General features: G+C 60.4%; 9 protein-coding genes. 2 read left to right on the top strand and 7 right to left on the bottom strand.

From position 1 onward, the window contains the following. The first annotated feature begins 310 nt into the window (after positions 1-310). A complete protein-coding gene (locus O3S81_RS24045) occupies positions 311-2,257 on the top strand; it encodes a M23 family metallopeptidase (RefSeq protein ID WP_269347258.1) in 1,947 nt (648 codons plus the stop codon). A 68-nt stretch (positions 2,258-2,325) separates the two neighbouring features. Here the strand turns inward: O3S81_RS24045 and clpB are convergent, their stop codons facing one another. From clpB to O3S81_RS24080, 7 genes are all read right to left on the bottom strand, one after another. Further along, positions 2,326-4,950, bottom strand: a complete 2,625-nt coding sequence (clpB, locus tag O3S81_RS24050; protein WP_269347260.1) for an ATP-dependent chaperone ClpB — start codon at positions 4,948-4,950, stop codon at positions 2,326-2,328. A 194-nt stretch (positions 4,951-5,144) separates the two neighbouring features. After that, a complete protein-coding gene (locus O3S81_RS24055) occupies positions 5,145-5,327 on the bottom strand; it encodes a hypothetical protein (RefSeq protein WP_269347262.1) in 183 nt (60 codons plus the stop codon). Then, on the bottom strand, positions 5,314-6,099 hold the full coding sequence (locus O3S81_RS24060; protein WP_269347264.1) for a DUF4167 domain-containing protein: 786 nt from the start codon (positions 6,097-6,099) through the stop codon (positions 5,314-5,316). Before O3S81_RS24060 ends, O3S81_RS24055 begins: the two co-directional genes overlap by 14 nt. Before the next feature lie 396 nt (positions 6,100-6,495). Then, entirely contained in the window at positions 6,496-7,365 is an 870-nt protein-coding gene (prmC, locus tag O3S81_RS24065; RefSeq protein ID WP_269347265.1) for a peptide chain release factor N(5)-glutamine methyltransferase, read from the bottom strand. Next, entirely contained in the window at positions 7,362-8,441 is a 1,080-nt protein-coding gene (gene prfA, locus O3S81_RS24070; protein WP_269347267.1) for a peptide chain release factor 1, read from the bottom strand. Before prfA ends, prmC begins: the two co-directional genes overlap by 4 nt. A 29-nt stretch (positions 8,442-8,470) precedes the next feature. Beyond that, positions 8,471-10,738: a phosphoenolpyruvate--protein phosphotransferase gene (gene ptsP / locus O3S81_RS24075; RefSeq protein WP_269347269.1), complete on the bottom strand. Its 2,268-nt coding sequence runs from the start codon at positions 10,736-10,738 to the stop codon at positions 8,471-8,473. A gap of 175 nt (positions 10,739-10,913) precedes the next feature. Beyond that, complete coding sequence (locus O3S81_RS24080) at positions 10,914-12,191, bottom strand: aspartate kinase (RefSeq protein WP_003508761.1); 1,278 nt, start codon at positions 12,189-12,191, stop codon at positions 10,914-10,916. A gap of 390 nt (positions 12,192-12,581) precedes the next feature. On the opposite strand from O3S81_RS24080, the gene O3S81_RS24085 reads away from it, so the two are divergent. Next, positions 12,582-14,429: a DEAD/DEAH box helicase gene (locus tag O3S81_RS24085; RefSeq protein WP_269347271.1), complete on the top strand. Its 1,848-nt coding sequence runs from the start codon at positions 12,582-12,584 to the stop codon at positions 14,427-14,429. Positions 14,430-14,587: the final 158 nt, after the last annotated feature.

Consider the following 14,587-nt stretch of genomic DNA (forward strand, 5'->3'; position numbering starts at 1 on the left):
GCTCTGAAATAAAAAGGTAATTTCGTTTTTTAATGATTGCTGCCCTTCCATACCCCCCTGACCGCCGGGGTTTTGCACAGGAGAAGAACACCCGGACACCCAAGACAGGTGGCGCGCCTTCTTTTGGCCCGGTTCCTCACTAATTGCTTTGTCAACGAAGCGTTAATATCGGGCCGGCCTGCGCATGCCCTTATATAGCGCGTTGCAATGTATCTGCCGCCGCGTCGATGGATTTGACTCACGGCTTTGAAAGTTGCACATCTTCGCCTGAAGTTTCTGGAGAGCGCATGACCGACGGGGCACAGCTAGTATGACTGCGGATCGCAATGTGATCCGGTCGCTAGGCACGGAACCGCCAATTCTGGCGGAAGGGCGCCGTGCACCCGATCGTCGCGAAATTTCGCTTCGATGGCTTTCCGGCACATTCCTGACCGGCATTACCTCTTCCATATTGATGGGGGTTGCGCTGTTTGCCGCTCTCGACGGTCGCCAGCAGCTTGCCATTCCCGCCGAAGCCTTCGCCAAGGCGGATATGGGCAACAATGCCACGGAAGCCGCGCGTCGCGGCACGCGCCTCGTCGCACCGAATATAGCGGCCCGACCGTCCGACCGGTCGATCATGGAAGTTTCCACCGTCATCAACGAAGGCGACAAGGAAGTGGTCCGCAAGGTTCCCTTCTCTCACGTCAAGATTCCGCTGGCGGCAAATTACGCCAAGCAGGACGACTATCCCGCCTTCGATCCCCTGAACATCTTTGCGAGCAATGACGACAAGGATGCGCCCGCGCCGGCTGCAAGCCGAACGGGAACGATCTATGGTTCCGAAGTGGAATCCGAAGTCAGCCTGAAAACCGTCGCCTTTCCCGTCCAGCATTCCAAATATGCCTTTGCCGGCTCCCTGAGCTTCGATGAGGTCGAGGAGGCGGTACGTTCCAACGGCTCGATCCTGACGGACGGTAACGAGCAGGTTGCGGCCCTTTATTACATCGACCCGCGCCGTTTCGATAATGATGAGGGTGACGTCGATATTACCGCCGGCCTTGCCGCCCGTGTTGTCGAACAGAACATGTCGGTTTCGACCCCGCAGTCAGCCTCGGTGCCCGTCAAGGAATATGCCGACGACGTGATCCCTGCCCGTCAGACCGAGACGATCGAGGCCGCCCTGTTCGGCGCCGGCTATTCGAAGGTACAATCGTCGGAAATCGCCGGGTTGCTGTCGCCGCAAATCCAGTCGAACAATGTCGAAAGCGGCGATGTGCTGCGCGTCGGCATTATTCAGGAAGACGAAAAGAGCGACATTGTCCGCGCGAGCCTTTATCGCAAGGGCCGCCACATGGTTACCATGGCCGTCGATGACCGCAAGCGTTTCATCAAGGCCAGCGAACCGCCGAAACTCGATGCGGTTGCGACCGCCTTCGACAGTACGCCGGCACCTGCCGCCGGGCGCGACCTGCCGAGTGTCTATGACGGCGTCTACCGGGCGGCTCTGGCCTACGGCATGAACCAGAGCATGGTTTCGCAGCTCATCAAGCTTCTGGCCAGCAGCGTCGATTTTCAGGCGCAGCTGAAGCCGGCGGATACGCTGGAAGCCTTCTTCTCCGTGGAAGATGCGGACGGCAAGGCGACGGACAAGTCGGAACTGCTCTACGTCAACGCCAAGTTCGGCGACAATGAAACGCGGTTTTACCGATTCCAGAGTCCGGAAGACAATAGCGTCGATTATTTCGACGAGAACGGCAAAAGCATCCGTCAGTTCCTGCTGCGCAACCCGGTTCCGAACGGCCGCATGACATCCGGTTTCGGCATGCGCCGCCACCCGGTTTTGAAATTCAGCCGCATGCACACCGGCACCGACTGGGCGGCCGCGCGCGGCACGCCGATCATCGCGACGGGCAACGGCACGGTCGAAAAGGCCGGCTGGGCCTCGGGTTATGGCAACCAGACCCTGATCCGCCATGCCAATGGCTATGTTTCTTCCTATAACCACCAGAGTGCGATCGCCAAGGGCGTCACCGAGGGTTCCAAGGTCCGCCAGGGCCAGGTGATCGGCTATGTGGGATCGACCGGGCTTTCGACCGGCGCGCATCTGCATTACGAGCTGATCGTCAATGGCACGAAAGTGGATGCGATGAAGGTGCGCCTGCCGGGTGGCAAGTCCCTTTCCGGCGAGGCGCTGGCACGGTTCTCCGACGAGAGAAAACGCATCGACAATCTGCTCAACATCGATGAAAAGCCCAATCAGGTGGCAAGCCGCTGATCTGCGGAAAATACCGGATCGGCTTCCACGCCATATGAAAAGGGCTCCGTTTCCGGAGCCCTTTCCTTTTATGCCGCATCGGCGGTTTCGGCTTCGGCTTCACCCTTGGCGGGCTTGACCTTGAAGAGCAGCCGGTCGGTGCCCGAGGTCACCTTGACCCGCGAGCCATCCGGGACTTCACCACCGAGGATCATTTCAGCCAGCCGGTCCTGAACCGATTTCTGGATCACGCGCTTCAGCGGACGTGCGCCATAGGCCGGATCGTAACCCTTGTTGGCAAGCCAGTTGCGGGCGTCCTCATCCAGTTCCAGCGTGATCTTGCGATCGGCCAGAAGCGATACGAGGCGCTTCAGCTGGATTTCCACGATCGCACCCATCTCGTCGCGCCGCAGGCGGTGGAACAGGATGATATCGTCGATACGGTTGAGGAATTCCGGCCGGAAATGCGACCGAACCCGCTCCATGACCAGTTCGCGAACCGAATCCACATCGTCGTTATCACCCATCTGCGTCATGAATTCCGAACCGAGGTTCGAGGTCATGATGATGATGGTGTTCTTGAAATCGACGGTGCGGCCCTGGCCATCCGTGAGGCGGCCGTCATCCAGCACCTGCAGCAGGACGTTGAAGACGTCCGGATGCGCTTTTTCGATCTCGTCGAACAGCACGACCTGATAGGGCCGGCGGCGAACCGCTTCCGTAAGTGCACCGCCCTCTTCGTAACCGACATAGCCGGGAGGCGCGCCGATCAGCCGGGCAACGGAGTGTTTCTCCATATATTCCGACATGTCGAGGCGAACCATCGCGGTTTCGTCGTCGAACAGGAAGCGGGCGAGCGACTTGGTCAGCTCGGTCTTGCCCACGCCCGTCGGGCCGAGGAAGATGAACGAACCGATCGGCCGGTTGGGATCCTGCAGGCCCGCGCGCGAACGGCGAACCGCCTTGGACACCGCCTGCACGGCCTCACCCTGCCCGACAACGGACTTGGCAAGTTCGTCTTCCATGCGCAGCAGCTTTTCGCGCTGACCTTCCAGCATCTTGTCGACCGGAATACCCGTCCAGCGCGACACGACATGGGCGATATTGTCCGCCGTCACCACTTCCTGCACCATCGAACCGGCACCGCTGCTGTCGCGGGCTTCCGCCGCAGCCAGTTCCTTTTCGAGGCCGGGAATGATGCCATAGGTCAACTCGCCGGCGCGCTGGAACTGGCCGTTGCGCTGGGCGATCGCCAGTTCGTTGCGGGCCTCGTCGAGCCGCTTCTTGAGGTCTGCGGCATGGCCGAGCTTCTGCTTTTCCGCCTGCCAGCGGGCTGTCAGCGCATCTGCCTTTTCTTCGGTATCGGCCAGCTCATCCTCGAGCTTCTTGAGGCGGTCGACGGTAGACTGGTCGGTTTCCTGCTTCAGGGCTTCGCGTTCGATCTTCAGCTGAATGATGCGGCGATCCAGTTCGTCCAGTTCTTCCGGCTTGGAATCCACCTGCATGCGAAGACGCGAGGCGGCCTCGTCCATCAGGTCGATTGCCTTATCGGGCAGGAAGCGGTCGGTGATGTAGCGGTTGGAAAGCGTCGCAGCCGCAACAAGGGCCGAATCCGAGATGCGAACCTTGTGGTGCTGTTCGTATTTTTCCTTCAGACCGCGCAGGATCGAGATCGTGTCCTCGACGTTCGGTTCATCCACCAGCACGGGCTGGAAACGCCGGGCAAGGGCCGGGTCCTTCTCCACATGCTTGCGATATTCATCGAGCGTGGTGGCGCCAACGCAGTGCAGCTCACCACGGGCAAGCGCAGGCTTCAGCAGATTGGACGCATCCATTGCGCCATCGGCCTTGCCGGCACCGACCAGCGTGTGCATCTCGTCGATGAACAGGATGATGCCACCGTTTTCGGCCTGCACCTCGTTCAGCACAGCCTTCAGGCGCTCTTCAAATTCACCGCGATATTTCGCACCGGCGATCAGCGCGCCCATATCGAGCGCCATCAGTTTCTTGTCCTTCAGGCTCTCAGGCACGTCGCCATTAACGATGCGCAGCGCAAGGCCTTCGGCGATCGCCGTTTTACCGACGCCCGGTTCACCGATCAGCACGGGATTGTTCTTGGTGCGGCGCGAGAGGACCTGAATGGTACGGCGAATTTCGTCGTCACGGCCGATCACAGGGTCGAGTCTACCCTCGCGGGCTTCCTCTGTCAGATCGCGCGCATATTTCTTCAGCGCGTCAAAGCCCTGTTCGGCATTGGCGCTATCAGCCGTGCGGCCCTTGCGAATGTCGTTGATGACCTGATTGAGCGCCTGCGCCGTCACGCCCGCCTTCTTCAGGGAAGCCGAGGTGGAAGCGGAGCTTTCAATCGCAAGCGCCTGCAGAAGACGCTCGACGGTGACGAAACTGTCCCCGGCCTTCTTGGCAAGGTCTTCGGCGGTCGAAAATACCTTGGCGAGCGGGGCCGTCAGCGAAAGGCCGCCATTGCCGCCGGAAACCTTGGGCAATTTTGCAAGCGCCGCATCATTGGCAAGACGCGCTTCCTTGGCGTCGCCGCCCGCACGCTCGATCAGCGATGCAGCCATGCCCTGCTCGTCATCAAGCAGGACCTTCAGAACATGTTCGGGCGAAAACTGCTGATGGTTTTCGGCAAGCGCAAAAGTCTGCGCCGATTGCAGAAAACCGCGAACGCGTTCGGAGTATTTTTCAATATTCATAGTCGAACCTCCATAGACCGGCCCGCCCGCTTTCGGCACGGACCCGGGTGTTAGGGTTGAGGCTCCCTCAAAGGCAAGCCCCGCTACGACAGCCGTGTTTTAAGGATTTCACGATCGCCGCCTCTTGATGGCCGGTCGCCGGCGAATGCGGCTTCCGTCCTTCCTGCACGAATATGGGAGGCATTTTCATGGGTTTAAAGGGGCGAGAATTCGCCGTGCGGGAAATTTTCGCCGGATTTGACCGGCATCAATTCCGCCCTGCGATCCAGCAGGGGCGACAGCCCGTCTCTCATCGACCGCCAAAAACAAAAAACTCCGGCAAGCCGGAGTTTTTCGATTGCGTAGCTGATTTGCAGACGCTGCTTATTCAGCAGCATTCTCAAGCGTGGCAGCGGGGGCATCTTCACCGGCCGGCGCATCTTCGCCTTCGGCACCTTCCGCAGCGGCGGCGCGGCGCGGGCGGCGCTGGCGCGGACCAGTTGCCCGGCGCGCCTTGGGTGCGCGTTCGGCCGGAGCTTCCGCCTGCTGCTGCTCTTCCTCGACGGCCACTTCCATGGGCGTACCTTCGATGACCGGCTGCGGCGCCTGGCTGGCGTCATAGACCGGCGGCTGCTGTTCGGCGGCCACCTGCGGCTGGCGCGGCTGGCGCTCCTGCCGTTCGCGGCGTTCGGGACGCTCACGACGTTCCTGGCGCTGCTCGTTCCGCTCAGTACGCTCCTGGCGTTCCGGCTGCTGCACGCGCTCGGCCTGTTCGGCCTGCTGCTGCGGTGCAATGACGCCTTCATCGCCGTCGTTCACATCCATGTCGTCGCCATCGGCAGCGTTATAGTCGCCGCGGTCGTCGCGCTGGAAGCGTTCCTGCATCTGGGCCTGAGCCGAAGCGATAATGCGGTTGTAATGTTCAGCGTGCTGCAGATAGTTTTCAGCGATCACACGGTCGCCGGAACTCTGCGCATCGCGCGCCAGAGCCGCGTATTTTTCCGCTATGTGCTGGGCTGTGCCACGGATTTTAACATCGGGGCCGGAACTGTCATAAGTCCTGGTAAGCGGATTGCCGCCCTTGCGGTTGAAGTTGTTGTTACCGCCACCATTGTTATTGTTGTTGTTTCCACGCCCCCGGCCGCGCTTGTTTTGCTGTCCTGGCCTCATCAATTGCTCACCTGAATTCTGTTTTGCTGACAATCTGGTTGTTTTCATGCAATTCCGGGCGGAAAACCGCTGGAAATTTTTCCTGAAATTGCTCCATCACGCGTCTTGCCGAAGATAACCCCAGGGCAAGACCTCGCGTATGACGACCGGCTGCGCAAATGCTGCACCGAGCCGCCTGCGAACAAAGTTTACTGATTCACATGCCGGAAACGCCCAGCCTTTCAGGGCTCTCAAAAGAACCCGCTTCGGGACTGACCCATACCCTGACGAATCTGTGTTCGTCCTCAGCCACCCAGCATGTGGCCGCAAACTATCCCGCTTCCTGCGGAAATCCAAGCCTTTTCTTTTGCTGTGCAAAATATCCTTGCAAAAAATCCGCAGACATATCGCGAACAACTATCTCCGGAAGGTCAAAACTCTGTCGTTGCCACCATAATCCTTCACGGCATCCAGAAGAGAGAAACCGTGGGAAGCAAATATAGCGGAAACATCAAGCCTTTGATCGAAACCGATCTCCACACCGACAATCCCGTTTTCCACAAGAAAGCGGCCTGCATCGGCAGCAATAAGGCGGTACGGTGCAAGGCCGTCCTGACCTCCGTCCAGCGCCGCCATCGGATCGTGGTTACGAACCTCTTGGTCGAGCGTTGCGACGATATCTGTTCTTATATAAGGCGGATTCGACACAATTATGTCAAAGCGGCCAGAGATTTTTTCAAACCAGTCGCTGCGAATGGTTTCGAAGCGCCCGGCTAGACCATTTCGGGCGGCATTCCTAGCCGCCGTTTCCAGCGCATCGGCGGAAATATCGCTGCCGATACCGGTGGCGTCCGGACATTCCTTCAAAAGTGCGAGAGCGATCGCGCCCGTGCCCGTGCCCATATCCAGGATGCGGGCGCTTCCCCTGGCTAGAACCACTTTTTTCAGCGCCGGCAGCAGCGTATCGACCAGAACTTCCGTATCCGGCCGGGGTTCGAGCGTTTCCTTCGACAAAAGAAGATCGAGGCCATGAAACTCCCGGTGGCCGAGGATGCGATGAACGGGTTCGCCGCTGGCCCGCCGTTCGATCATGGCGACGATACTGGCGTTTTCTTCCACGGTGACGGGCCGGTCGGGCTTCATCACGAAATCGGTCAGTGAAAAATCGACGACTTCCGCAATCAGGAGCCGCGCATCGAGAAGCGGATCGTCGATCCCGGCGGCCTGCAGCCTTTTGCGGGCAGCGGCAAGTGCGTCCGCAACGGTTGCCTCAGCCCCCGTACTCAAAGCTGCTCGCCGAGCTGTGCCAGCTGGCCGGCCTGATAATCGGCAATCAGCGCATCCACCAGCTCATCGATCTCGCCTTCGATCATGCGGTCGAGCTTATAAAGCGTGAGATTGATGCGGTGATCGGTGACGCGGCCCTGCGGAAAATTATAGGTGCGGATGCGTTCGGAACGGTCACCGGAGCCCACCTGGCTCTTGCGGTCGGCGGAGCGTTCGCTCTCCACCTTCTGCCGCTCGATGTCATAAAGGCGCGAGCGCAGAACCTGCATGGCCTTGGCGCGGTTCTGATGCTGCGACTTTTCCGAACTGGTGACGATCAGGCCCGTCGGAAGATGGGTGATGCGCACCGCAGAGTCGGTCGTATTGACGTGCTGGCCGCCCGCGCCCGAAGCGCGCATGGTATCGATGCGGATATCTTCCGGGCGGATTTCAACGTCGATGTCCTCCGCTTCCGGAAGTACTGCGACGGTGGCGGCCGACGTGTGGATGCGGCCGCTCGCTTCCGTTTCCGGCACGCGCTGCACCCGGTGCACGCCGGATTCGAATTTCAGCTTGGAAAACACCCCTCGCCCGCTGATCGTGGCGATGATTTCCTTGTAACCGCCCGCTTCACCTTCGCTGGCGGAAAGCACTTCCACCTTCCAGCCCTTGGTCGACGCAAAACGCTCATACATGCGGAACAGATCGCCGGCAAAAAGCGCGGCCTCGGAGCCGCCGGTGCCGGCACGGATTTCGAGGATCGCGCTTTTTTCATCCGCCGCATCCTTGGGAAGCAAGAGGACCTGCATGTCCTTTTCAAGCTCGCCGATGCGGGTCTCGATCTCCGGCAGCTCCATTTCCGCCAGATCGCGCATATCCTTGTCGGTCGACTTGTCGGCCAACAACGCTTCCAGATCAGAGGCCTCGGAAACCGCCTTTTCGTATTCGCGGATTTTCTTCACCACGGGCTCGAGTTCGGAATATTCCGAAGCGAGCTTCACATAGACATCCGCCGCCGGGCCGGCCGACATGCGCGCTTCGATCTCACCGAAACGTCTTTCCAACTCGCGCATTTTTTCGACGGGAAGCTTCGCCACCAGTCACTCCAATAATGAAACAGGTCTTTTTAAATGGGAATGGAATGCGTCGCGGCAAAGCGTAACAACACCTCGCGCGCGCTTTCCAGCGAATTATGATCGTCCAGCGCCGCATTCAGCTCTTCGGCAAGGTTTGCGGCATCAAGCCCGAGCAGCATGGCCTTCACCGGACCGATCGCCGTCGGCGACATGGAAATCGAGCGGAAACCAAGCCCGATCAACGCCATGGCCGAAAGCGGCTTGCTCGCCATCTCACCGCACAACGTCACCGAAGTGTGGTGTCTTTCGCCGGCGCGCACGATATCACGCAGAATGCGCAGGAACGGCTTGCCGAGATTGTCGAAACGATCCGAAACACGCGCATTGCCACGATCGACCGCCATCGAGAACTGGAACAGGTCGTTCGAACCGACGGAGACGAAATCCACCTCCTGCATCAGTTCGTCGAGCTGCCACATGAGCGACGGCACTTCCAGCATCGCGCCGAATTGCAGCTTTTTCGGTAGCGCATGGCTGAACTTCGAAAGATGCTGCACTTCCTTCTGCAACAGGTCGCGCGCAGCCCGGATTTCGGAGACTTCCGTCACCATCGGCAGCATCATACGCAGTTCAGCCCCGGAGGCGGCGCGCAGCAGCGCGCGCATCTGCGTGCGCATCAGGCCCGGCCGGTCGAGCGACAGGCGGATCGCCCGCCAGCCGAGCGCCGGATTTTCCTCTTCCTGGCCACGCATATAAGAAACGACCTTGTCGCCACCGATATCCAGTGTGCGGAAGGTAACGCTCTTGCCCTTGGCCTGCCGCAGAACCGAGCGGTAGAAAGCCTCCTGCTCCTCGCCCTTCGGCATGTTGGAGGCGATCATGAATTGCAGCTCCGTGCGGAACAGGCCGATACCATCGGCGCCGGATTCCTCCAGCTGCGGCAGGTCGACCAGCAAGCCCGCATTCATCTTCAGATTGACCTTCTGGCCATCCTTGGTGATCGGCTCGACATTGCGCAGCGCGCGGAATTGCTCCTGCCGGCGGGCGCGCAGCCGCACCTTTTCTTCATAGGCGCGCTGCAGATCCGACATCGGCCGCAGATGCACCTGGCCGTCATCGCCATCGATGATGATGGGATCGTTGTTTTCGGCAAGCGCAACGATACCGGTCGCCTGCCCGATGATCGGAATGCCCATGGCACGCGCCACGATGACGACATGGCTCGTCACCGCGCCGTCTTCGAGCACCAGACCGCGCAGTTTTTCGCGCGGATAATCGAGCAACTCGGCAGCGCCCATGGCGCGGGCCAGCACGATGGCATCGAGCGGAAAATCCTGCTCGGGACCACGACCGCCAAAACCGATCAGCTGCCGCAGCAGGCGGTTGGCGAGATCGTCGAAATCATGCATGCGTTCGCGCAGATAGGGATCGGTCAGGCGCATCATGCGCGCCTTGGTGTCGCTCTGCACCTTTTCGACCGCCGCTTCCGCCGTCAGGCCGTTGCGGATCGCCTCTTCCATGCGCCGCACCCAGCCCTGATCATGGGCGAACATGCGGTAGGTTTCCAGAACCTCGCGGTGCTCACCCTCGGTCGGCACATCGCGACGCTGCAGCATGTCATCGATGGACAGACGAAGAGAACCGATGGCATCGGCAAGACGCCGGATTTCCGTATCGGCATCTTCATTGAGCAGGTTGGTAACGACGATACGCGGATCGTGCAGCACGACGTGGCCAAGACCGATGCCTTCGCCGTAACCGTCGCCATCTATGGAGACGGCACGCGTCAGATCGAGTTCCACACCGGGGCGGGTGATCTTCTTCAACTCGCCGCTCGCCACTATTTCGGCAATGAGCATCGCGGTTGTCTCAAGCGCTTCCACTTCATCCTCCCGGTATGTTCGGCTGGCCTTGTTCTGGACCACAAGAACGCCAAGAGTGCGACCGGAGCGCAAAATCGGCACGCCGAGGAAGGAATGATAAATTTCCTCACCGGTTTCAGGAAGATAGCGGAAAGCGGGATGCGCCTGCGCATCCGAAAGATTGAGCGGTTGGGCGGAAGCGGCAATGGTGCCGACAAGACCCTGCCCCATTTTCAGCTGGGCAAGATGCACGGCATCCTTGTTGAGACCTTCGGTGGCATAAAGCTCCAGCACGCTGTCGGAGCGCAGCACATAGACCGAGCAAACCTCCGCCACCATGTTGCTGGCAATCTGACGGACGATCTGGTCCAGACGATCCTGCGGTTCAAGGTGCTCCGCCATCATTTCGCGCAGCCGCTTGAGCAGGACGCGCGGACCTGCGGAAAGGTCTCTCATCGCGTTTGCTCCCCGACGCTTCCGATCCGAATGTCATAATATTCGAGAATCAAAACGTCATTTAAAAATTTATAGCGCGAGAAGCGCGTCCCGCAAGGGACACGCTTTCATGAAACGCCACATCGGAAGAACGCAACTCCGAAGAATCGGAGCATCGGGAACCGATGTCTCGAAATCAAGCCTTATCGAGGCCGTAGGCGGAATGCAAAGTGCGAACAGCAAGTTCGGCATAGGCGCCGTCGATCAGGATCGAAATCTTGATCTCGGAGGTGGTGATCGCCTTGATGTTGATGTTCTTCTCGGCCAGTGCCTTGAACGCGCTGGCGGCAACGCCGGCGTGGCTGCGCATGCCGATACCGATGACCGAAACCTTGGCGAGGCCCGTCTCGTTCTGCGCGACATCGAAGCCGATCTGGGCCTTGTTGTCGTCGAGAACCTTGAGCGCCTTGGCAACGTCGCCCGAAGGAACGGTGAAGGTCATGTCGGTGCGCGAACCGTCTTCGGAGATGTTCTGCACGATCATGTCGACATTGATATGCGCTTCCGCCAGCGGACCGAAGATCGCGGCGGAAACGCCCGGACGGTCGGCCACGCGGCGCAGCGAGATCTGTGCTTCATCCTTGGCATAGGCGATGCCGGTTACGACTTCCTGTTCCACGATTTCATCCTCGTCACAAATCAAAGTACCGGGCGGGTTGATGAGGTCGCCCATGCCCGGCGCATCGGGATCCTCGAAACTGGAGCGAACGAAGGTGCGCACCTTATGTACCATGGCAAGCTCGACCGAGCGAACCTGCAGAACCTTCGCGCCAAGAGAGGCCATTTCGAGCATTTCCTCGAAGGCGATCTTCTTCATGCGGCGAGCCTTGGGCTCGATACGCGGATCGGTCGTGTAGACGCCATCGACATCGGTATAGATGTCGCAGCGATCCGCCTTGACGGCAGCAGCGATGGCAACGGCCGACGTATCCGAACCGCCGCGACCGAGTGTCGCGATGCGGTTATCCGGACCGATTCCCTGAAAACCGGCGACGACGGCAACCTGGCCTTCGCCCATGCGGTGGACGATATCCGAACCATCAATTTCGAGAATGCGGGCGGCGCCGTGCGCATTGTCGGTGCGGATCGGGATCTGCCAGCCCTGCCAGGAGCGCGCATTGATGCCCATGGATTGCAGCGTGATCGCCAGAAGACCCGACGTCACCTGCTCGCCGGATGCGACGACCGCGTCATATTCGCGTGCGTCGAAAAACGAGGCGGCGTTGGCGCCAGCCACCTTGGCGGCGTTCTGCACCCAGTCCACCAGCTCATTGGTTTTGCCGGACATGGCGGAAACGACCACGGCCACTTCATGGCCGGCATCCACTTCGCGTTTCACATGCCGTGCGACATTATGAATGCGTTCGAGGTTCGCGACGGACGTGCCGCCGAATTTCATGACAATGCGAGCCATAGCCTTGACCAGTACCATCCCATTTTCCCGCCGGCTCCTTCAGGATACGGACGGACAAGAACAAACCCAGTCGGCCCTTCCTGATAAAGAGCCTCAAGTTGCGGGTCTCTTAGCGAAAAGGTGGGGGGCACGCAATGCCGTTTATGAACCATGCGGTACGCCTTTTTCGGGAGTGCAGGCCCGGAACAATGGCGGGATGGAACGGCGGCAGGATAAAGCACCCGCAAAAGAGCGTACCGCAGTGCACTGTACAAACCGGCCCATTCGCAGTATGAGCGCGGCAATGCAACCGGCCAGATGGCCGAAATGGCCCGTATCGGCTGCCCCGGAGACTTTAGGACCTATTGGTTTCGGGCGGATGCGGGCAGCTTCATATCCGAAAGACGGTAGATGACAGACACCCAGGGTATCGCCCCGGCGATCGCGCAGGCGTTGGAAAAACGCGGCTACAAAGACTTGACCCCCGTGCAGCAGGCCATGCTTGCGCCGGAACTGGCCGACAAGGACGCGCTGGTTTCCGCGCAGACCGGTTCGGGCAAGACGGTCGCCTTCGGCATTGCGCTCGCACCGACGCTTCTGCCGGAAAATGGCCGTTTCGGCCAGGCTTCCGCGCCGCTGGCGCTGGCCATTGCGCCGACCCGCGAACTGGCCATGCAGGTGAAGCGTGAGCTGGAATGGCTCTACGAATTCGCCGGCGTGTCGATTGCTTCCTGCGTCGGCGGCATGGATGTGCGCAACGAACGCCGGGCGCTGGAACGCGGCGCCCATATCGTCGTCGGCACGCCCGGTCGCCTTTGCGACCACATCAAGCGCGGCGCACTCGACCTGTCGTCCATCCGCGCCGTGGTGCTGGATGAGGCCGACGAGATGCTCGATCTCGGTTTCCGCGAAGATCTGGAATTCATTCTGGAAGAATCCCCGGAAACCCGCCGCACGCTGATGTTCTCGGCCACCGTTCCGCGCAGCATCGCCAAGCTGGCCGAAAGCTACCAGAAGAACGCCGTGCGCATTGCCACCGCTTCCGAACAGAAGCAGCATGTGGATATCGAATATCGCGCCATGCTGGTCACCCCGGCCGACCGCGAAAACGCCATCATCAATGCGCTGCGCTTCTATGAAGCCCGCAATGCCATCGTTTTCTGCTCCACCCGTGCGGCGGTGAACCATCTGACCGCGCGGCTGAACAATCGCGGCTTTGCCGTCGTGGCACTTTCCGGTGAACTGACCCAGAACGAACGCACCCATGCGCTGCAGGCCATGCGCGATGGCCGCGCCCGCGTCTGCGTGGCGACTGACGTTGCCGCCCGCGGTATCGACCTGCCGGGCCTCGAACTCGTCATCCACGCCGACCTGCCGACCAATTCCGAAACGCTTCTGCATCGCTCCGGCCGTACCGGCCGCGCCGGTCAGAAGGGCGTCAGCGCCATCGTTGTGCCGGTCAACCAGCGCCGCAAGGCCGAACGCCTGCTGGAAGGCGCCAAGGTCAGCCCGGCATGGGTTCGCCCGCCTTCCGCTGAAGAGATCGTCGAGCGCGACGGCGCCCGGCTTCTGGCCGATCCGTCGCTGACCGAAGCCGTGGCCGAGGACGAACGCGATTTCGTCACCAAGCTGCTCGAACAGCATGGCGCTGAAAAGGTCGCCGCCGCTTTCGTACGTCTTTACCACGCCGGCCGTTCGGCACCTGAGGACATCACCGAAGTCTCGCTGGACAACAGCCGCAAGCCGCGCCGCGACAGTTTCGAGACGGTCGAAAACAATGCACCGCGCCGCGAGCGTTCCGATTTCGCCGACAGCGCCTGGTTTTCGCTGTCCGTCGGCCGCAAGCAGAGCGCCGAGCCGCGTTGGCTCATCCCCATGCTCTGCCGTTTCGGCAAGATCACCCGCCAGGATATCGGCGCGATCCGCATGCAGCAGACGGAAACCTTCGTGGAACTGGCGGCCGACGCCGTCGACCGTTTCACCTCCGCCATCGGCAAGGACATGACGCTCGAAAAGGGCATTCGTCTTAAGGCGCTGGAAGGCAAACCGGAAATGACCGGCGGCTTCCGCGAAGACACGCGCCCGGCCAAGGCTCAGCGCAAGTTCAGCAAATCCGACAATGCGGCGGGTCCACGCGATGACCGCAAGGGCGACGACAAGCCCTGGAAGAAGAAAAAGCCCTTCGGTGACAAGCCGAAATATGAAGGCAAGAAGGATAAGCCTTTCGAAAAGCGTGGGCCGAAGCCGACAAAGGGCTGAGGGCGGCTCTGAGCAAATCTCGGTAATTTCGGGTCCGGTTCATCCGGGGCTTGAGGCCGGTGACAAGGTTTCCTCCATCATGCCGGCCCCGAGCCGGCATCCAGCCACGGCGCGTCTGCGCCGTGAGAAGGCTCTCGCGACCAAGTCCTTGATCGCGC

Origin of the sequence: Agrobacterium sp. SOY23, from assembly GCF_027212525.1 — a bacterium.
In the GTDB taxonomy this organism is placed as follows: domain Bacteria; phylum Pseudomonadota; class Alphaproteobacteria; order Rhizobiales; family Rhizobiaceae; genus Agrobacterium; species Agrobacterium tumefaciens_I.